This is a genomic window from Acidovorax sp. Leaf73, assembly GCF_916855635.1.
In the GTDB taxonomy this organism is placed as follows: domain Bacteria; phylum Pseudomonadota; class Gammaproteobacteria; order Burkholderiales; family Burkholderiaceae_C; genus Acidovorax; species Acidovorax facilis.
On the sequence record NZ_CAKASI010000010.1, the window covers coordinates 33,287 to 53,822 of the forward strand.

Here is a 20,536-nt window from a genome sequence, read left to right on the forward strand (position 1 = left end):
GGCGCAAGCCGCGCAAGCCCGATTTATCCCGCTTTTGGGCCCGGTGTGGCAACAGCGATGCATATGTTTCGACCCTGTTGCATTCGGTCGAACCCGAAACAAACTGAAAAGAACCGAAACGGCGACGAGACGACGCCGCAGCGCCGGCCGGGCACGATACAGCCCATGTCCAACGCACTTCCAAAGGAATCAACGCTCACCCTTCTTGCCTCGGATCGATCGCTTGCGACCGGCTGCGGGCCTGAGATTCTTCTCATCGGCCACAGGCAGGAAACAAGCGTCCAGATTGTTTCCAAAACTGGAACAGTTAGTTTGCGACCAGCTGGTTTTTCTTCATCCACCTGCGGCGTACAGTTCATCCCATCGATGAGCCGAACCCGCAAGGCGACTCACCGAACCCGGTGCTAAGCACGTTGTTTTTGATCTTCGCTCCGGCTTTTTTGAGACGCTTTTTTTAACTTCAAGGACTTTCATCATGAACAAGACCGCACGTTTTCTCTCTATCGCCGCTGTGGCTGCTTTCGCTTCTTTGGGTGCCCAGGCTGACGAAGCTGATGGTTCGCAATTTGCCCTGAAATTCGACACGAACCGCACCCGTGCCGAAGTGGTTGCCGAAGCCGCCGCCGCAGTCCAAATGCGCAGCCAGGAGCCCGCAGGCTCCCGCGTGGTGACCTACAAGTCCACGGTAGACCGCGCTGCAGTGCGTGCCGAAGCTGCCGCACAAGCCATGCGCACTGGCCGCGTGGGCCCCGCTGAAGGCGGTTGATTCACCTTTTTGAATCCACGGCTTCGCGCTTCACGTATTCCAGACACCTCGTCCCCATTTTTTGAATTTCACAGGAGTTTCACCATGAACAAGACCGCACGTTTCCTCTCCATCGCTGCTGTTGCCGCTTTCGCTTCCTTCGGTGCCCAGGCTGACGAAGCCGATGCATCGCAATTCGCCACGAAGTTCGAAACCAGCCGCACCCGCGCTGAAGTGATGGCTGAAGCCTCCACCGTGCCCCAGACCAGCGGCGCCATCCCCGTCGGTTCGCGTGCTCTGGTCTACACCTCCACGGCTGACCGCAATGCAGTGAATGCTCAGGCTGTGGACGCGCTGCGCACCGGCAAGATCTCTTCCGGCGAAATCGGTTCGCTGTAATTTGCCGGGTCTGCGCCGTGGCGCAGACCCTGAATTGCAAATGCAAAAAGGCCGAGGCCCCGCATGGGGCCTCGGCCTTTTCTATTGCCGGGGCTGAGCCCCGTCAACAAGCGTTGGTTTACTTGCCAGCCCGCGCCTGCGCCACGGCGCCCTGCACATCCTTCCACAGGCTTTCACCCACATTGGCAGCGATGCTCGCGTTCACGGCGCTGAGCTTTTCGCGCATGCGGTTGGCTTCGGCGGCAGGCAGCTCGTTCACTTGCATGCCTTTGCCCTTCAGGTCGGCCAGGGCCTTGTCGGCTTCGGCACGCGTGTCCTGGCGCTCGAAGTCGCGGCTCTTCTTGGCGGCGTCGAGCAGCACCTTCTGCTCAGCCTTCGACAGGCCATCCCAGTACTTCTTGCTCACCAGCACGATCCAGGGGCTGTAGACGTGGTTGGTCACCGTGAGGTACTTCTGCACCTCATAGAACTTGCTCGACAGGATGGTGTTGTAGGGGTTCTCCTGGCCGTCAACCGTCTTGGTTTCGAGCGCGGTGAAGAGCTCGGAGAACGGCAGCGGCACCGCGTTGGCACCCAGGGTCTTGAAGCTGTCGAGGAACACGTTGTTCTGCATCACGCGCAGCTTGATGCCGTCCATGTCTTCCAGCTTGTTGACGGGGCGCTTGCTGTTGGTGAGATTGCGAAAGCCGTTCTCCCAGTACACCAGGCCCACCAGGCCCTTTTCCTGCAGCTTGTCCATCACCTTCTGGCCCACGGGGCCATCCAGCACCACGTCGGCTTCCTTGGCGTTGTTGAACAGGAAGGGCGTGTCCCAGATCGCCATTTCTTTGGTGATACCCACCAGTGTGGCGGTGGAGCCGACCATCATTTCCTGCGCGCCGCCGATCAGCGCCTGCTGCATCTGCACGTCCGAACCCAGCGCGGCGGCGCCGATGGCGCGCACCTTCATCTTGCCACCCGAGGCTTTTTCGACCTCTTCGGCAAACAGCTTGGTGGCGCGGCCCTGGTTGGACACCTCGTTGAGGCCATAGCCAAACCGAATGATGCGCGGCTTGAAGTCCTGGGCAACTGCCTGGAACGAACAGGTGATGGCAGCCACCGACAGGGCGGCGAGCAGGGTACGTCGGAAAGTTTTCATGGTTGTCTCCATTGGCAAGGGAAAGAAAGGCACGGGAAAAAGAATCAAAGAGGCAAGGTGGGCGAACTGGCACACACCGCACCAGCGGCCGCGGCGCAAGGGCCGCCCCACCGCGCTGGCGGCGTCCCCCTCCCGCATCGCGCAGCGAGGCGAGAGAGGGGTGAAGGCGCGAAGCGACTCAGGGGGTGCTTCATCTCACCTCATCCACACCACAGGGGCTGTCACGATCTGCGGGAACGCCACCAGCAGCGCGAGGATCAGCACATAGGTGAAGAGGAACGGGTTCACGCCCTTGATCACGCTGTGCATCGAGATGCGCCCCACCCCGGCCACCACATTGAGCACCGTGCCCACGGGCGGCGTGATGAGGCCGATGGCGCCGTTGAGCACAAACATCAGGCCGAAGTACACCGGGTCGATCCCCGCCTTGACGGCGATGGGCAGCATCACGGGCGCAAAGATCAGGATGGTGGGCGTGAGGTCCAGCGCCGTGCCGATGAGCACCAGCACGATCATCATCACGGCCATCAACAGGCGCGGGTTCTCCACCAGCGGGCCCAGCCAGCTGGTCAGCACATTGGGCAGGTCGGCCAGCGTGATCATGTAGCTGGCCACCTGGGCACCGGCGCACAAGAACATCACGATGGAAGTCGTCTTGGCCGCACGCACCAGCACGCCATAGATGTCCGCCAGCTTCATCTCGCGGTGGATGAAAAGTGCCACCGCCAGCGCATAGAACGCGGCCACCACGGCGGCCTCGGTGGGGGTGAAAACCCCCGTCTTCATGCCGCCGATGATGATGAGCGGCATCAGCATGGCCCAGAAGGCGCGTGCCGTGGCGCGCAAGCGGTCCTTGGCGGGCAAGGGTTCGCCCTTGGGCAGATCCAAGCCGCGCAGCACCCAGCGCCAGGCAAAGATAAGGCCCGCGCCCATCATCAAGCCAGGCACGATGCCCGACACAAACAGCGCCGAGATCGAGGTGTTGGTCGTCACGCCATAGATCACGAACGGCATGGACGGCGGAATGATGGGCGCAATGATCCCGCCCGAGGCGATCAGCCCTGCCGAGGTGTTCATCGGGTAGCCCTGCTGGCGCATCATGGGCAGCAGGATGGTGGCCAGCGCGGCCGTGTCGGCCAGGGCCGACCCGCTCATGCTAGCCATCAGCACCGCAGCGCCGATGGCTACATAACCCAGCCCACCCCGGATATGCCCCACCCATGCCTGCGCCATGTCGATGATGCGACGGCTGATGCCGCCTGAGTTCATCAGCTCACCCGCCAGGATGAAGAACGGCACGGCCAGCAGCGGAAAGCTGTCCACCCCGGCCACGAGGTTCTGCGCGAGCAATTGCGTGTCGAAAAAATCCAGCACCCAGGCCATGCCAGCGCCAGTGAGCACCAGGGCGAGGCCCATGTTCATGCCGGTGCCCATCAGCACCAGCATGCCCAGCGAAAAAACGATAAAAGCCTGCGCTTCGGGTCCCATGGCCATCATCACTTACTCCACCTCGGCGCCGTGACCGAGGTCCAGCGGCTTGCGTTGAATCAACTCGATGACCGCCATCACTCCGATGGCCACCGCGCACAAAAAGGCCGGCAGTGGTAGCAACGCCGCCGGGTAGGCCATGACGACGGAGCGGCTGCCCATGCCCACCACTACCTGCTGCCAGGCGCCCCAGGCCAACATGGCGCTGGCGCTGATCACCAGCAGCCGGATCACGGCCGTCAACAGGCCAAAGGCCACCGGGCGCTTTGCCAACAGGCCCGCCAGACTGGTAAAAGCCATGTGCTCACCGGCGGGGTAGGCCGCTGCGGCACCGATAAAAACCATCCATACAAACAGCAGGCGCGACAGCTCTTCGCTGGCCGCCACGCCGCTGCCAAAGCCGTAGCGCAGCACCACGTTGATGAAGACCGCCACGGCCATCACGCCGAGGCAACTGGCCATCAGCAGCTGGGAGATCCTGGCGAACCGGCTGAGCGACGGCTGCAGTTGCGCTTGTTGTGCAGGGGAATTCATGCAGACTCCTGGGCGGCGATCCAGGCCGAAGCCTGTTGCTGCAGCGTGGCCAGATCCAACAGCGCATCGAGCCGCAACACGCCCGCCTCGCCCACCGGTGACTCCAGCGTGGCGAACTGGCTGTCCACCAGCGCGCTGGAAAAGAAATGGGTGCCCGCGCGCGCCGCCACACGTTGGCCTGCGTTGGCGCGGTCGATCTCCAGGAACACGAACCGCAACCCCGGACAGGCGCCGCGCAGCCGGTCTCGGTAGGCCTTCTTGAGCGAAGAGCAGGTCAGCACCGCGCCGTGCGGGTGCGCCTGCAGCAATTGCCCCAGCGTGGCCAGCCAGCCCTCGCGGTCTTCGTCGGTCAGGGCAATACCCTGGCGCATCTTTTCGCGACTGGCCGGGCTGTGGTGGTCGTCCCCTTCGATCAGGGGCAGCCCTTCGGCCTGCGCCAGCGCAGCGCCGAGGCTGGACTTGCCACATCCGGCCACACCCATGACCACCAGATAAACCGTTGACGGCAAAACACTCATATTGGTAGCGCTATCCAAGCAATCTGTAAAAAAGGCATCCGGTCCCGGATGCCGCCCAAACTGTGGCAAGTTCTTCAACTTCATCCAAAATGGCGGGCATCGCCTTGCCCCATCGCTTGGACAGCGCTATCCTAACCAGATCAATCTCAACCCCCATGAGGGTTAACCCTTGAACAAACCCGAGACAAGACGCCGCTCCAGCGGCCGCATCACGCTGAACGACGTGGCCAAGGCCGCCGAGGTGAGCCCCATCACCGCGTCCCGTGCCCTGCGCGGCGAGCGCGGCGTGGCGCAAGAACTGGTGCAGCGTGTGAAAGACGCCGCCGCACAACTGGGCTACGTGCCCGACCCCGCCGCCCGCGCACTGGCCTCGCAGCGCAGTGTGCAGGTGCCGGTGCTGGTGCCGCTGCTGTCCAACGCGCTGTTTGTAGACGTGCTGGAGGCCGTGCACCGCACCCTCTTCCCGCACGGCTACCAAGCCCTGATTGGCGTGACGCACTACGACCCGCAGGAAGAAGAGCAGCTGCTGCGCACCTACCTGGCCCACCGCCCGGCGGGCCTGCTCGTCACGGGCTTTGACCGCACCGAGGCCGCCCGTCACATGATTGCCACCAGCGGCGTGCCCTGCGTGCACTTGATGGAAATGACGCCCGCACCCGGCGTGTTCTGCGTGGGCTTTTCACAGCAGGACGCGGGCCATGCGATGACAACCCACCTGCTGTCGCGCGGCCACAAGAACATCGCATTCGTTGCCGCCCAGCTGGACCCACGCACCATGCAGCGCGCCGAAGGCTACCGCCGTTGCCTGCGCGAGGCGGGGATGTACGACCCACGGCTGGAGCTGCTCAGCCCTCAGCCTTCATCCATCCGCCTGGGCGCAGAGCTGCTGGAAGAGGTGCTACGCACCCGCCCTGGCGTGGACGCCGTGTTCTTCTGCAACGACGACCTCGCGCAGGGTGGTCTGCTGGCCGCCCAGCGTCTGGGTCTGGCCGTGCCTGGCCGCGTGGCCATTGCCGGCTTTAACGATCTTGCGGGCAGCGACCAGATGCTGCCGCCGCTGACCACCGTACGCACCCCGCGCTCGGCCATCGGCGAGGCCAGTGCGCAGATGCTGCTGACGCTGATGCGGGGTGAGATGCCGGAGAAAAATTCAGTGAATCTGGGGTTTGAGCTGACAGTGCGGGCAAGTACATAAGCCCCCTGAGCCGCTTCGCGTCTTCCCCCAAGGGGAGGCCACCTGTGGCCTGGCGAAGCCGTTCCACGGTGGCACTGGTGATGGCACCGTGCCAGTTTCCAGGACTGCGTGAAATCCCTTGGCGCTCAGAGCGCCGCCAAGGCGCGGCTGGACGACGATGCGCCCTTGCCAGCCTTCATCTCCTTGCGCAACGCCACCGCGTCCCGCGCCTGGCTGGGCGCCGACGCATCGATGCGGAACACCTGCACCGTCTCGGTCATCGTCTGCGCCTGCCCGTTGAGCTGCATCGCCGAGGCGGCGTTTTCCTCCACCAGCGCGGCGTTCTGCTGCGTGATGGTGTCCAGTTGCGCCACGGCGGCGTTGACCTGAGAGATGCCGCTGAGCTGCTCGTTGGACGCGCTGTGAATTTCACCGATCAGCGTGTTCACGCGGCGCACCAGCTCCAGCGATTCGGTCATGGTCTTCTGCGCTGCGTCGGTCTTTGCGTGGCCTTCGCTCACCTTGGTGGCCGAGTCGTCGATGAGCTGGCGGATTTCCTTGGCGGCCGAGAGCGTGCGGTGCGACAGGCTGCGCACCTCGGAGGCCACCACCGCAAACCCGCGCCCCTGCTCACCCGCACGCGCGGCCTCCACGGCGGCGTTGAGCGCGAGGATATTGGTCTGAAACGCAATGGAGTCGATGAGCTGGGTGATCTCGCTGATGCGGCCGGAGGCAGTCTGGATCTGCTTCATGGTGCTGGCCACGCCGTCCACGGCCTCGCTGCTGCGCTCAGCCACCTGGGTGGCCTGGGTGGCCAGCACGGTGGCCTGGCGGGCCGATTCGGCCGTCTGCTTGACGGTGCCGGTGATTTCCTCCATCGACGCCGCCGTCTGCTCCAGGTTGCTGGCCTGGGCTTCGGTGCGTTCTGACAGGTCCTGGTTGCCCTGCGCGATCTCGCGGGTGGAAAGCTGCATGTGTTCGCTCTCCTGGCGCGCATCGCGCACGATGGACAACAGGTTCACATTGAGCTGGGCCAGCGCCTTTTGCAGTTGACCCACGGTGTCGCTGCGCGACGCCGCAATCTTCTGGGTAAGGTCGCCTGCGGCCATGCGGTTGGCCCAGCGCAGCATCTGCGACAACGGCGCCACGGTGGCCCGGTGCAGGTACACCGCCATGCCCAGGGCCAGCAGCACCACGCCCAGCCAGGCTGCGCCCGCCGCGACGGTCATGGTGTGCCCGCCCAGCAGCGCAGCCCCCCACGACGCGAACACCAACAGCAGCGTGCACAGCATGATCTTGCCGAGCGGCCCGAGCTGCACTGCGCGGGCCATGCGCCCCCAGAGCGTGTTCTTGACGATCTGCCCCTCGCGCAGCACGTGCACCAGGGTTCCAGCCTGTTTTTCGGCCTGCATCTGGCGGTAGAGCTGGTCGGCGGCCTGTATCTGGTCGCGGGTGGCCTCGGTGCGCACAGACATGTAGCCCGTGGGCTGGTCGCCCTGCATGAGCGGGGTGACGTTGGCCATCACCCAGTAGAAGGTGCCGTCCTTGCGCCGGTTCTTGACCGGGGCCGACCACGGGTTGCCGCTGGCAATGGTCTCCCACATGTCTCGGTAGGCCTCCTCGGGCATGTCGGGATGTCTGACGATGTTGTGGGGCTGGCCCAGCAGCTCTTCCTTCTCGTACCCGCTGACCTCGATGAACATCGGGTTGCAGTACAGGATGCGGCCCTTGAGATCGGTGGTGGACACCAGGGTCTGGCCTTTGGGGAACGCATATTCCTGCGTGCTGATCGGGAGATTGACGCGCATGGGGACCCTCCTCAGGGAATGCCTCGTCACCTCAGAACCGGGCAACACGGCAACGGATGAACCGAATACATCCTATGTTGAATTTTTATGATTTGAAACACCTAAGTGGCTCTGCTGGTTTGCAGCCACCAAATTGGTGCATCGCGCCAAAAAAGTGCATCACACCGGAGCACGCTGCACTAACTTGGACTGGCAGGCAATTTTAACTTCAAATTTGATAGCAAAAAACTCTCGATACGCAAGCGCCAGCTGCCGTTTTTACTCAAACCAAGTGCCACCAGAACTTGGCACGTCCTTTGCATGTTCAGCACCACGGTCAACGCTGGCCGTGTGTCAGCCCGGTGCAACGGCGGATTGGGCGAACAAGACGTTGGCGTCTTCATGGGATGTGTGGGGCTTGCAAACAAACCAGCAAGCCCGCGCGGCCCGTGTTGGCGCCTTTTTGTTTTTCTGCCCGGTTGTGGGTGTGCTTGCAGCAGCACAGCAGCCTCTTTGCGCTAGATCGCCATGCTTCAATTTCGAGAGTTTCTCAAGTCCGGCCACGCCCCCACGCTGTGGTCGTCCTTTCTGTATTTCGGTTTCTCGTGCGCAGTCTGGGTGATCAACGGTGCCATGGCACCGTTCATCCGCGATGCCTTCCAGCTCACGCCGACGCAGATGGGCATGATGCTGTCCATTCCCATCTTTGCGGGCGCCCTCATGCGGTTTCCGCTGGGCATCCTGGCGCAGTACATCGGTCGCAAGAACGCCACGCTGGTCGAGATGGCGGGGATCTTTGTGGCCATGGGCTATGGCTACCTGTTCGTGCATTCGTACAACGACCTGCTCGCCATGGGCATCCTGCTGGGCGTGGCGGGTGCCAGCTTTGGGGTGGCCCTGTCACTGGGCTCGGGCTCGTTCCCGCCGCGCTACAAAGGCCTGGCCATGGGTATCGTGGGCGCCGGCAACGTGGGCACTGCAGTGGCAGCCCTGCTCGCGCCCATGCTGGCGCAGAAGTTTGGCTGGCAGGCCGTGTATGGCTTTGCTGCCGTGAGTGTGGCGATACCCGCGCTGGTGATGGCGGTGTATGCCAAGGAGCCGCCCGACCTGGCACCCCACGCCAGCTTCCGTGAGCACATCGCCTGCCTGTTTGAAAAAGACGGCTGGGCCTTCAGCCTGATCTACGCCGTGACTTTTGGCGGCTTCATTGGCCTGACCACCTTCTTGCCCAGCTACTTTTATGACCAGTTCGGCGTGAGCAAGGTGGCGGCCGGCCAGCTCACGATGATGGCGGCATTCCTGGGCGCGGCCCTGCGCGTGTTTGGTGGCTGGCTGTCGGACCACTGGGGCGGTGTGAACACCCTGACCGGCGTGCTGGCCATCACCGCCGCCAGCATGGTGCTGTGTGGCCTAGCCGAAAAATCACTGCCCGTGACCATGCTGCTGTTCCTCGTGTGTTTTGCGGCCCTGGGGGCAGGCAACGGCGCCCTGTTCCAGCTGGTGCCGCTGCGCTGGCCATTGGCCACGGCGGTGGCAGGCTCGATGATCGGCGAGATCGGCGCGCTGGGCGGCGGCCTCATCCCCAATGGCATGGGCATCTCGCGCCAGTACACCGGCACCTACCTCTGGGGCTTTGTGGGCATTGCGGTGTGTGCGCTGGCCATGCTGGTGCTACTGCGGGTGATGCAGATCCGCTGGACGCGCACGTGGGCGGAGAAGGGTGGACGTGCGCGCAGTGCGTGACCGGCGTAGCCGGTGAGCGCACAAGCGCTCGCCACACTTCCAGCAAAAGGGCACTCGCTCAATGGGCGTCGTGCATGCACGGTCTTTGACCAAAACAAGCCCCAGCGCTTATCTCATAAGCGCTAAAAGCTATGTTTTTAATAGCAAATCGCCGCGAAAGCTCACCGCGGCAAAAACAGCAGCCAATAAATCAACAGCACATTCACCAGCACGCTCACGGCCAGAGCGATCTTCCACAGGGCCGTGGCATCGCGCTGCATCAGCGGCTGGGGCCCGGTCGCCGACAGGGGGCGTGAGGCGCCGCGCTCCAGGGCCAGCAGCAGTTCCTCGGCAGTTTCAAAACGCTGGGCGCGGTTGCGGGCCACGGCCTTCAGGGCAATCTGGTCGAGCCAGATCGGCACGCCCGGGTTGTGGCGGCTGGGGGGCACCGGGTCGCGGTGGTAGCGGCCCAGCTGGTACTGCACCACCTCGCCATAGGGCAGGCGCCCGTGGCTGAGCAGCTGGTACAGCGTGACCCCCAGCGCAAACAGGTCGCTGCCCATGTCGGGCAACTGACCGGAGGGGTCGCCGCCCTTTTCATAGCCCGGCCACTGCTCCGGGTTCATGTAGCTGGGGGTTCCGGCGTGCAGGCGGCGGGTGGCCTCGGGCTCCCGGCCTGAGAGGGCCACGCCCAGGTCCAGCACACGCAGCACCCCGTCGTCGCCCAGGTGCAGGTTGTCGGGCTTGATGTCGCGGTGCACCACGCCCTGGCGGTGCAGCCAGCCCAGCACGCGCGCGGCCTGCACGGTCACCGTCACAGCCTGCCCCACGGCCAGGTGCTGGCGATGGCGCAGGCGCTGCCCCAGCGTGTCGCCGGAATGCCAGTCGTACAGCAGGTAAAACGCGCTGGCTGCGGCGCCATCGCCAAAGCCGCCGTCCCCCACCGGCCAATCGTTGAGCCGCGCCAGATGGGCGGCGGCCTGGCCCGACTGCATGCGCCGCGCCACCCAGGCCTCGTGCGCCAGCGTGGCGCGTTCTTCGGCGTCGTGGGCGCGCGCGGGCAGCAGGGTCTTGAGGGCATACAGCCGCTGCGTGGCTCCATCGCGCACCTGGTACAGCCGGTGGATGCCGTTGTCGGCCACGATGGCTGTCACCGTGAGGCCGTCCACGGTGTCGCCCACCTTGAGCAGGGGCAGCACGGGCAGGTCCTGGGCGCGGCGCGATTCGTCTTGCAGCGTGGCCTCCAGCGCGCCCTGCACCCGCACCACCAGCGCGGTCACGTTGTCGCTGCTGCCACGGCGCAGGGCTACCTGCACCAGCTCGTCGGTGAGCGCCTGGGCCGGTATCTCCTGGCGCAGCAGCTGGCGCAGTTCGCGCTCGGGCATGCTGCCGTGCACGCCGTCCGACAGCAGCACAAACAGGTCGCCGCTGCGCAGCTCGCCCTGGCTGTAGTCCACCACCACGTGGTCGTCCAGGCCCATGGCGCGGGTGAGCTGGTGCCTGAGATCGTGCTGCGCCATGACATGGTCGGTGGTCAGCTGCTGCAGGCGGCCCTCGCGCACCAGGTAGGCGCGCGTGTCTCCCACATGGGCCAGCGTGTAGGACTGGCCACACAGCACCAGCGCGGTCAGCGTGGTCAACCCCACCGCAGGCTGGCGGCGCCGGTTCATGGAGGCGAGCCAGCCGTTGTGGGCGGACAGGATGCGGTCCAGCGCCACCGTGGTGTCCCAGGTGTCGGGCGTGGCGAAGTAGTCGTTCACCAGCGTGTTCACTGAAGTCTGGGCGGCCTCGCGGCCATTGCCGCCGGTGCTCACGCCGTCGGCGATGGCCGCGATGGCTCCGCGCTCACGGTCGCGCCCCTGGCCCAGCACGAGCGCGGCGAAGTCTTCATTCACCTCCTTGCGCCCGGCCTGCGAGGTGTGGCCGAAATCCAGTTCAAAAGTCATGCACCAGCTCCTTGCAGGTTCCGTGCCCAAGGTGGTGCGCCCCGCGCCAGACAAGGGCATACCCCCGTGGCACCTGCTCAGAGCCGGGGCAGCACTGCACCAGCCCCCACACGCGGGTCTCAAAACACCCCCAAGAAGCCGCCCCACCTCAGTGCAAATCGTCTGGCACAAGCATTGCTTAACTCCAGCAACGACCCCACAGGGTCACGCAATCCACCCGTGCAATGGCGCAGGGGTGGATTGCCCGGACGAAGGCGTCCGCACATGCGGTTTCGACAGGAATTCGAAACGGCATCGTGTGGACGCCTTTTTTGTTTTTCGAATCGCCCAGGCGATAGAACCGACGGAGTCACGATGAAAAAGCTCAAGCTGGTGATGGTAGGAAACGGCATGGCCGGTGTGCGCACGCTGGAAGAGCTGCTCAAGATTGCCCCGGATCTTTACGACATCACGGTGTTTGGGGCCGAGCCCCACCCCAACTACAACCGCATCCTGCTCTCGCCCGTGCTGGCCGGCGAGCAGACCATCGACGAGATCATTCTGAACGATTGGTCCTGGTATGCCGACAATCACATCACGCTGCACACCGGCTTCACCGTGACCGACGTGGACCGCGTGCGCCGCGTGGTCAGCGCCACCAGCAAGGATGGCACGGTGGTCACCGCCGAATACGACCGACTGATCCTCGCCACAGGCTCCAACCCCTTCATCCTGCCCATCCCCGGCAAAGACTTGCAGGGCGTGTTGGCCTACCGCGACATTGCAGACACACAGGCCATGATCGACGCGGCCGCCACGTACAAGCATGCCGTGGTCATCGGCGGCGGCCTGCTGGGCCTGGAGGCCGCCAACGGCCTGATGAAGCGCGGCATGCAAGTGAGCGTGGTGCATGTGGGCGACTGGCTGATGGAACGGCAGCTGGACGACGTGGCCGGGAAGATGCTGCAAAAGTCGCTGCAGGAGCGCGGCATGCAGTTCTTGATGAAAGCACAAACACAAGAGCTGGTGGGCAACGCCGAAGGCCGCGTGGCCAGCGTGAAGTTCAAGGACGGCACCGAGGTGCCCGCCGACCTGGTGGTGATGGCCGTGGGCATCCGCCCCAACACCGCCCTGGCCGAAAAGATGCGCCTGCACGTGAACCGCGGCATTGTGGTCAGCGACACGCTGCAGACCACCACCGACGCCCGCATCTACGCCGTGGGCGAATGCGCCGCGCACCGGGGCATTGCCTATGGCCTGGTGGCCCCGCTGTTCGAGCAGGGCAAGGTGCTGGCCAACCATTTGGCCGAATTCGGCATCGGCCGCTACCAGGGCTCGCTCACGTCCACCAAGCTCAAGGTGACGGGCATCGACCTGTTCTCGGCCGGAGACTTTCAAGGAGGAGACGACACCGAGGAGATCGTGATGAGCGACCCCTTCGGTGGCGTGTACAAAAAGCTCGTCATCAAAGACGACAAGCTTGTGGGCGCCTGCCTGTATGGCGACACGGTGGACGGCAGCTGGTACTTCAAGCTGCTGCGCGACGGCCGCAGCGTGACCGACATCCGCGACAAGCTGATGTTTGGCGAATCGCACCTGGGCGACACCGGCCACCAGGGCCAGAGCAAGGCTGCCGCCATGCAGGACAGCGACGAGGTGTGCGGCTGCAACGGCGTGACCAAGGGCGCCATCTGCAAGGCCATCAAGGACAAAGGCCTGTTCACACTGGATGAAGTGCGCAAGCACACGAAGGCCAGCGCCAGCTGTGGCTCGTGCACGGGGCTGGTGGAACAGATCATCATGTTCACCGCCGGTGGCGACTACAGCGCCACGCCCAAGACCAAGGCCATGTGCGGCTGCACCGACCACGGCCACCAGGCCGTGCGCGACGCGATCCGCAGCAGCAAGCTGGTCAGCATTGCCGAGGTGTTCAAGTTCATGGAATGGAAGACGCCCAACGGCTGCGCCACCTGCCGCCCGGCGGTCAACTACTACCTCATCAGCACCTGGCCGAAAGAAGCCAAGGACGACCCGCAAAGCCGCTTCATCAACGAACGCAGCCACGCCAACATCCAGAAAGACGGCACCTACAGCGTAATCCCCCGCATGTGGGGCGGCGAGACCACGGCCGATGAGTTGCGCCGCATTGCCGACGCGGTGGACAAGTACCAGATCCCCACCGTCAAGGTCACGGGCGGCCAGCGTATTGATCTGCTGGGCGTGAAGAAGGAAGACCTGGTCAACGTGTGGAAGGACATCGGCATGCCCAGCGGCCACGCCTACGCCAAGGCGCTGCGCACCGTGAAGACCTGCGTCGGCAGCGAGTGGTGCCGCATGGGCACACAAGACAGCACCCAGATGGGCAAGGATCTGGAGCGCGCCATGTGGCGCATGTATGCACCGCACAAGGTGAAATTTGCCGTGAGCGGCTGCCCGCGCAATTGCGCCGAGGCGGGCATCAAGGACGTGGGCATCATCGGTGTGGACAGCGGCTGGGAAATGTACGTGGCCGGCAACGGCGGCATCAAGACCGAAGTGGCGCACTTCTTCACCAAGCTCAAAACCGCCGAGGAAGTGCTGGAGTACACCGGCGCCTTCTGCGAGCTGTACCGCCAGGAAGGCTGGTACCTGGAGCGCACCGTGCACTACGTGAACCGTGTGGGCCTGGACTATGTGAAAAAGCGCATTTTGGAAGACCACGAAGGCCGCAAGGCGCTGTGGGAGCAGCTGCAGTTTGCGCTGGACGGCGAGCCCGATCCCTGGTTCGACTTTGACAAGGCGGCCGTGGACACACGCCAGTTCGCGCCCTTGAGCGCCTGATCGCCCAAGTCCGGAGAGACCCCACCATGCACCGCAGAACCCTTTTGACCGCCGCCAGCTGCGCCGCTGCGTGCAGCGCCCTCGCCCCGCTGGGCAGCGCCCACGCCCAAGTCACCGACCTCAACGATGCCATCAACAAGGCCGGGCGCCAGCGCATGCTGAGCCAGCGTGTGGGCAAGGCCTGGCTGGCCCTGGCCCACAAGGCCGACACGCCCACGGCACGCCAGGTGATGGAGCAGTCCATCGCGCTGTTCGAGCGCCAGCTGGTGGAACTCAAAGCCTATGCGCCCTCGCCCACCATCCGCGAAACGTACACCAAGCTGGAAACCGCGTGGGCCGCTCACAAGACCACGCTGGCCGCTGCGACATCGTCCACCGACAACGCCAGCGCCATGCTGCAGGCCGATGCCAAGGTGCTGGCCCTGGCCCATCTGGGCACCACGCAGTACGAGGCAGCCTCGGGCAAGCCCGTGGGCCACCTGGTGAACATTGCAGGCCGCCAGCGCATGCTGAGCCAGCGCATGGCCAAGTTCTACCTGGCCGCCATGCTGCCAGTGGACGCGTCCACCGCCACCACCGAAATCGCCAAGGCCCGCAGTGAATTCATCGCAGCCACCGAGCTGCTGCGCAATGCCCCCCAGGCCACCAACCGCATCCGCCAGGAACTGCAGCTGGCCGACGGCCAGTGGGTGTTTTTTGACGCTGCGCTGCAGCGCATGCAGGGCGGCGGCAACGTGAACCGCCAAGTGGCCGAGGTGTACGTGGCCAGCGAAAACCTGCTCTCCAGCATGGACCGCGTGACCGGCATGTATGCGGCGCTGGCGGCCTGAGCCCACCCAAGACTTCCTCAAAAAAATTGCGAGCCGCCCCACGATGACCCTGGCAGGCTCCCCGACAACACCCAAAGACACCCAAGGAACCATGATGACCACAACCAACAGCCCGCAATGGAAGCTGATCTGCCGCGTGGACGACATCCCCGTGCTGGGCTCGCGCCGTGTGGCGCGCCCGCAGGGCCTGGATGTGGCCGTGTTCCGCAACGATGCCGGGGGCGTGTTCGCACTGCTCGACCGCTGCCCGCACAAGGGCGGCCCGCTATCGCAAGGCATCGTGTTTGGCACGCAGGTGGCGTGCCCGCTGCACAACTGGACGATTGGGTTGTGCGATGGGCAGGCATCGGCTCCCGACGAAGGCTGCACGCCCAAGTTCGCCGTGAAGGTGGAAGATGGCGCGGTGTACCTGGATGCCCTGGAGCTGGACGAGCATGCGGTCGATTTGACGCGCCCCGTAGCAGGGCCGGCGCGGCGCGGCCTGGCGGCCTGATCACCCCGCAACGTCCATCGAACACCAAAGCTATTAAATACATAGCTATCAGCGCTTTTCCATTAAGCGCTAGAGCCCAAAAACATCTGGAATCCACGCCATGCAAGAAACGAAATCCACCTGCCCCTACTGTGGCGTAGGCTGCGGCGTGATCATCCAATCCGATGGCGCGCAGATCACCGGCGTGCGCGGCGACCCAACCCACCCCGCCAACTTCGGCCGCCTGTGCACCAAGGGCTCGACCCTGCACCTCACGGCCAGCAGCCCCATCACGCTGCAGACCCGGCTACTGCGGCCCCAGCATCGCGCGCAGCGCAGCGATGCTCCCCAGCCCCTGCCATGGGACGCCGCGCTGAACCTGGCCACCGAAAAATTCGCAAACACCATCCAGAACCACGGCCCCGATGCCGTGGGCTTTTACGTGAGCGGCCAATTGCTCACCGAGGACTACTACGTCTTCAACAAGCTGGCCAAGGGCCTGATCGGCACGAACAACATCGACACCAACTCGCGCCTGTGCATGAGCAGCGCCGTGGCGGGCTACAAGCAGACCCTGGGCGCCGACGCGCCGCCCGCCTGCTACGACGATGTGAAACACGCGCAGTGCCTGTTCATCGTGGGCAGCAACGCGGCCTGGGCGCACCCCATCCTGTTCCGCCGCATCGAAGACGCGCGCGCCGCCAACCCGGGCATGAAGGTCATCGTGGTCGACCCGCGCCGCACCGACACGGCCGGCATGGCCGACCTGTTCCTGCCCATCCAGCCCGGCAGCGACGTGATGCTGTTCAACGGCATGCTGCACCTGATGCTGTGGGAGGGTTGGACGGACGCCGAATACATCGCTGCGCACACCACGGGCTTTGACGAGCTCAAGGCCCTGGTGCGCGACTACACACCCGAACGCGTGGCGCAGACCTGCGGTATCAGCGTGGCCGACCTGACCACCGCCGCCAAGTGGTTTGCGCAGTCCAACGCCACGCTCAGCCTGTACTGCCAGGGCCTGAACCAGAGCAGCAGCGGCACGGCCAAGAACGCAGCGCTCATCAACCTGCACTTGGCCACCGCACAGATCGGCAAGCCCGGCGCGGGCCCGTTCAGCCTGACCGGCCAGCCCAACGCCATGGGCGGGCGCGAAGTGGGTGGCCTGGCCAATCTGCTCAGCGCCCACCGCGACCTGGCCAACCCGCAGCACCGCGCCGAAGTGGCCGCGCTCTGGGGCGTGGCCGATGTGCCCAGCAAGCCGGGCAAGACGGCCGTGGAGATGTTCCAGGCCGCCGCCGACGGCGAGATCAAGGCCCTGTGGATTGCCTGCACCAACCCCGCGCAAAGCATGCCCGACCAGGCCACCGTGCGCCGCGCACTGCAGCGCGCCGAGTTTGTGGTGGTGCAAGAAGCCTTTGCCACCGCCGCCACCTGTGCCTATGCCGACCTGCTGCTTCCCGCCACCACCTGGGGCGAGAAGACTGGCACGGTGACCAACAGCGAACGCCGCATCTCGCGCGTGCGCACTGCCGTGTCCGCACCGGGCGAGGCCCGCCACGACTGGGCCATTGCGGTGCAGTTTGCGCACCAGCTGGAGGCCCGCCTGCGCCCCGGCCAGCCCACGCTGTTCCCCTACTCCACTGACGACGCCGACCAAGGCGCCGAAACTGTGTGGAATGAGCACCGCGAGAGCACCCGCGGACGCGACCTGGACATCACCGGTCTGTCGTGGGAGACGCTCGAATCTGCAGGCCCCCAACAGTGGCCATTGCCTGAGGGATCCACCACGGGCAAGGCCCGCCTGTACGAAGACGGCGTGTTCCCCACCCCCGATGGCCGCGCCCGTTTTGCCGCGAACGCCTGGCAACACACGGCCGAGCAGCGCGAGTCGCGTTACCCCTTCAGCCTGACCACCGGCCGCCTGCGCGACCAGTGGCACGGCATGACGCGCACCGGCACACTGGGCCGCCTGTTCGGCCATGTGGCCGAGCCCAGCGTGCAACTGCACCCACAGGACATGGAGCGGCGCGGCCTGAAGAACGGCGACCTGGTCTACGTGACGAGCAAGCGCGGCACCATCGTGGTGCCCGCGCAGGCCGACACCACCGTGGGCCTGTCGCAGGCGTTCATGGCCATGCACTGGGGCAGCGAATTTTTGAGCGGCTGCTCGTCCACCGGCGAGCGCTTGGCAGGCGTGAACGCGCTCACCACCTCGGCCTATTGCCCCACGTCCAAGCAGCCCGAGCTCAAGCACGCGGCCGTGAAGGTGCTCAAGGCCGAGCTGCCCTGGACGCTGCTGGCCATGGCCTGGCTGCCCGCCGACAGCGCCCAGGCCACGCGCGAGGCGCTGTCCGCGCTGATGGCGCAGTTTCCGTTTGCGAGCTGCGTTCCCTTCAGCAACAACACACCGCTGGGCGAACCCGGCCGTGAGCGCGTGGGTGTGCTGCTGCGCGCCGCCGCGCACGAGGCACCGCCCGACGCCACTGTGGAACGCATCGAATCTCTGATGGGCCTGACTGGCGCCGACACGCTGCGCTATGCCGACAAGAAACGCGGCCAGCGCCGCGCCGCGCGGCTGGCTCGCCATGGGGACACCACCACGCTCGAAGGCATCGTGCTCGCGGGCGACACCAGCGCCGAGGGCTGGCTCAAGACCCTGCTGCAGGAAGAATTGCCCGCGCAGACCTATGGCCGCCTGCTGCTCGTGCCCGGCGCCAAAGCACCCGTGGCCGTGCAGTCGCGTGGAAAATCGGTGTGCACCTGCTTCAACGTGACGGACACCGCCATCACCGCCGAGCTGGCGCACTGCCACGGAACCGACGACGACCGGCTGGCGCAACTACAGGGCAAGCTGCGCTGCGGCACCAACTGCGGCTCGTGCCTGCCCGAACTCAAGCGCATGGTGCGCGCCACGGGGCCACTGGCGTCCAAGCCCCTGGCGCAGGCCACCATATAACCAAAAGTTCTCTGGGTTGCGAGAAAATAGCCTTCAAACCAACAAACCCCACCAGGACTTGTGCAACAGGGCTGCAGCCAGGCGCTTTCGGCACAGACAGTACGCCTGTACGGCAAGCCGAAACAACGACGCTGAAGCCCTGTTTCACAAGTCCCGCCACCAAAGACCATGGCCATCGCCCAGTACATCAAGGAAATCGGCCGCGGCGCGCGCGGCGCCAAGCCACTGTCGCGCGAGCAGGCCACCGACCTGTTCGGCCAGGTGCTGGACGGGCAGGTGAGCGACCTGGAGATCGGCGCGTTCTGCCTGGCCATGCGCATCAAGGGGGAGACGTCCGAAGAGATGTGCGGCTTTCTGGATGCCACGCACCAGCGCCTGGCCCTGCTGCCCGCCACCGACCGCCCGCTCATCGTGCTGCCCAGCTACAACGGCGCGCGCAAGCTGCCGGTGCTGACGCCGCTGCTGGCGCTGCTGCTGGCGCGCGAGGGGCTGCCCGTGCTGCTGCACGGCATGCGCACCGAGGCGCGGCGCATTTTGGCATCCGATGTGCTTCTAGCGCTTGATGTACCTGCGCTAACAGCTCCTGAAAAAATAGCAAACGGCACCGTGCGCCATATCCACACCCAGCATCTGCACGCAGGCCTGGCGCGCCTGCTCTCTGTGCGCGAGGTGGTGGGCTTGCGCAACCCGGGGCACAGCGTGGTCAAGCTGATGAGCCCGTGCGCGGGGCCGTCGGTGGTGGTCACTGCGTACACACACCCTGAATATTTCGAGATGCTGCAGACCACCTTTCGCACGCTGGGCGTGAGCGCGCTGCTCTCGCGCGGGCTGGAGGGCGAGGTCGCTACTGATCCGCGCCGCACACCGCGATACGACGGTTTTGTGCACGGCATGCACGCGGTGCTGGAATCACAGCAGCCCGGGACCGCCAGCGAGGTGCCCGGCTTACCCACGGAGATCGACGTGGCCACAACGGCCAGTTACACCCGCTGCGTGCTGGCGGGCGAGTTGCCGATTCCGCCTGCGATTGAGCGCCAGGTGGAACATATCTTGCGACTTGCGGAACAAACCAATTCGGAGACATCCCCATGAGCCGCCCCACGCACACCAACACCCTGCCCCCTTCCAAGCCCCACCTCGGAACGGGAGGCAGCTGCACGCTGGTGGGCGCTGGCCCCGGCGATCCGGAACTGCTCACCATCAAGGCACTCAAGGCCATCCAGGCCGCCACCGTGCTGCTGGTGGATGACCTCGTGAGCGACGCCATCGTGGCGCACGCGTCGCCCACGGCCCGCATCGTCTACGTGGGCAAACGTGGTGGCTGCAAGAGCACGCCCCAGGCCTTCATCGAGAAGCTGATGCTGATGGCGGTGAACGAGGGTGAGAACGTGGTGCGCCTTAAAGGCGGCGACCCGTTCATCTTCGGCCGGGGTGGAGAAGAAGTGGAGCACCTGCGCGCGGCAGGCGTGCCGGTCACCGTCATCAACGGCATCACGGCGGGCCTGGCAGGCCTGACCTCGCTGGGCGCGCCGCTCACCCACCGCGAGCATGCCCACGGCGTGGTGTTCGTCACCGGCCATGCCAAGCCCGGCGATGCGGGCACCGACTGGCGCCAACTGGCCGCCACGGCCCGCGACGCCAAGCTCACGCTGGTGATCTACATGGGTGTGAGCGGCGCCGCCACCATCGAGCAGGAGCTGCTCACCGGCCTGCCCGCCAGCACGCCCGTGGCCATCATCCAGCATGCCAGCTTGCCCCATCAGCGCCACGCGGTCACCACATTGGGAGCCCTGCACGCCACCATCACGCGCGACGGGCTCGCCAGCCCCTCGGTGATCGTTGTGGGGGATGTGGTGCGGGGTGTGGCGCTGGCGTCGCAGGACGCGATGCATTCCACGTCTGAAAAATCCGAAGCACCCCGGGCGCGGCGCGCTGTCTGACGACGTGGGGGTGCCTGCGGCTGTGCGCAGCACCGGCCGCCTCCACAGCGTCGCAGCAGGCGAGAGATCTATCCAAAGCTGATAG

The 20,536-nt window shown here is 65.2% G+C and carries 16 protein-coding genes; 10 read left to right on the forward strand and 6 right to left on the reverse strand.

Features of this window, described 5'->3' with window-relative positions; genetic code table 11:
* Window positions 1-475: 475 nt before the first annotated feature.
* Both LPA35_RS25655 and LPA35_RS25660 read left to right on the forward strand, forming a co-directional pair.
* The gene (locus LPA35_RS25655; protein WP_055400238.1) at window positions 476-766 is read left to right on the forward strand and encodes a DUF4148 domain-containing protein; all 291 of its coding nucleotides are present in this window, start codon (window positions 476-478) and stop codon (window positions 764-766) included.
* Between the two features lie 84 nt (window positions 767-850).
* Complete coding sequence (locus tag LPA35_RS25660) at window positions 851-1,144, forward strand: hypothetical protein (RefSeq protein ID WP_055400235.1); 294 nt, start codon at window positions 851-853, stop codon at window positions 1,142-1,144.
* Window positions 1,145-1,262: 118 nt separating this feature from the next.
* On the opposite strand, the gene LPA35_RS25665 is transcribed toward LPA35_RS25660, so the two are convergent.
* The 4 genes from LPA35_RS25665 to LPA35_RS25680 all read right to left on the reverse strand — a co-directional run bounded on the left by LPA35_RS25665 (window position 1,263) and on the right by LPA35_RS25680 (window position 4,786).
* Window positions 1,263-2,282 (reverse strand): TRAP transporter substrate-binding protein, encoded by a 1,020-nt coding sequence (locus LPA35_RS25665; protein ID WP_228900138.1) that lies wholly within the window; start codon window positions 2,280-2,282, stop codon window positions 1,263-1,265.
* Window positions 2,283-2,477: 195 nt separating this feature from the next.
* Window positions 2,478-3,770 (reverse strand): TRAP transporter large permease, encoded by a 1,293-nt coding sequence (locus LPA35_RS25670; protein ID WP_228900221.1) that lies wholly within the window; start codon window positions 3,768-3,770, stop codon window positions 2,478-2,480.
* A gap of 12 nt (window positions 3,771-3,782) precedes the next feature.
* Window positions 3,783-4,304 carry a TRAP transporter small permease gene (locus LPA35_RS25675; protein WP_055400231.1) on the reverse strand — a complete coding sequence of 174 codons (522 nt, stop codon included), beginning with the start codon at window positions 4,302-4,304 and terminating at the stop codon, window positions 3,783-3,785.
* On the reverse strand, window positions 4,301-4,786 hold the full coding sequence (locus LPA35_RS25680) for a gluconokinase (protein WP_228900224.1): 486 nt from the start codon (window positions 4,784-4,786) through the stop codon (window positions 4,301-4,303). The genes LPA35_RS25675 and LPA35_RS25680 overlap by 4 nt, the downstream gene beginning before the upstream one ends.
* Before the next feature lie 205 nt (window positions 4,787-4,991).
* Between LPA35_RS25680 and LPA35_RS25685 the strand changes: the two genes are divergently transcribed.
* Window positions 4,992-6,017, forward strand: coding sequence for a LacI family DNA-binding transcriptional regulator (locus LPA35_RS25685; protein ID WP_218299183.1), 1,026 nt, complete (start codon window positions 4,992-4,994; stop codon window positions 6,015-6,017).
* A gap of 125 nt (window positions 6,018-6,142) precedes the next feature.
* Here the strand turns inward: LPA35_RS25685 and LPA35_RS25690 are convergent, their stop codons facing one another.
* Window positions 6,143-7,804: a methyl-accepting chemotaxis protein gene (locus LPA35_RS25690; RefSeq protein WP_121507108.1), complete on the reverse strand. Its 1,662-nt coding sequence runs from the start codon at window positions 7,802-7,804 to the stop codon at window positions 6,143-6,145.
* Between the two features lie 507 nt (window positions 7,805-8,311).
* On the opposite strand from LPA35_RS25690, the gene LPA35_RS25695 reads away from it, so the two are divergent.
* A complete protein-coding gene (locus LPA35_RS25695; RefSeq protein WP_121419398.1) occupies window positions 8,312-9,526 on the forward strand; it encodes a nitrate/nitrite transporter in 1,215 nt (404 codons plus the stop codon).
* A 161-nt stretch (window positions 9,527-9,687) separates the two neighbouring features.
* On the opposite strand, the gene LPA35_RS25700 is transcribed toward LPA35_RS25695, so the two are convergent.
* Window positions 9,688-11,451, reverse strand: a complete 1,764-nt coding sequence (locus LPA35_RS25700) for a bifunctional protein-serine/threonine kinase/phosphatase (protein WP_228900142.1) — start codon at window positions 11,449-11,451, stop codon at window positions 9,688-9,690.
* A 354-nt stretch (window positions 11,452-11,805) separates the two neighbouring features.
* Between LPA35_RS25700 and nirB the strand changes: the two genes are divergently transcribed.
* The 6 genes from nirB to cobA all read left to right on the forward strand — a co-directional run bounded on the left by nirB (window position 11,806) and on the right by cobA (window position 20,451).
* Window positions 11,806-14,250 (forward strand): nitrite reductase large subunit NirB, encoded by a 2,445-nt coding sequence (gene nirB / locus LPA35_RS25705; protein WP_228900145.1) that lies wholly within the window; start codon window positions 11,806-11,808, stop codon window positions 14,248-14,250.
* 26 nt (window positions 14,251-14,276) lie between these two features.
* Window positions 14,277-15,080 carry a type IV pili methyl-accepting chemotaxis transducer N-terminal domain-containing protein gene (locus LPA35_RS25710; RefSeq protein WP_121419395.1) on the forward strand — a complete coding sequence of 268 codons (804 nt, stop codon included), beginning with the start codon at window positions 14,277-14,279 and terminating at the stop codon, window positions 15,078-15,080.
* Between the two features lie 94 nt (window positions 15,081-15,174).
* Window positions 15,175-15,573 (forward strand): nitrite reductase small subunit NirD, encoded by a 399-nt coding sequence (gene nirD / locus LPA35_RS25715; RefSeq protein ID WP_218299179.1) that lies wholly within the window; start codon window positions 15,175-15,177, stop codon window positions 15,571-15,573.
* A 100-nt stretch (window positions 15,574-15,673) separates the two neighbouring features.
* The gene (locus LPA35_RS25720; RefSeq protein WP_228900147.1) at window positions 15,674-18,511 is read left to right on the forward strand and encodes a nitrate reductase; all 2,838 of its coding nucleotides are present in this window, start codon (window positions 15,674-15,676) and stop codon (window positions 18,509-18,511) included.
* 168 nt (window positions 18,512-18,679) lie between these two features.
* Window positions 18,680-19,603: a DNA-binding protein YbiB gene (gene ybiB / locus LPA35_RS25725; protein ID WP_228900149.1), complete on the forward strand. Its 924-nt coding sequence runs from the start codon at window positions 18,680-18,682 to the stop codon at window positions 19,601-19,603.
* Window positions 19,600-20,451 (forward strand): uroporphyrinogen-III C-methyltransferase, encoded by an 852-nt coding sequence (gene cobA, locus LPA35_RS25730; RefSeq protein WP_121507114.1) that lies wholly within the window; start codon window positions 19,600-19,602, stop codon window positions 20,449-20,451. The genes ybiB and cobA overlap by 4 nt, the downstream gene beginning before the upstream one ends.
* The last annotated feature ends 85 nt before the right edge of the window (window positions 20,452-20,536 follow it).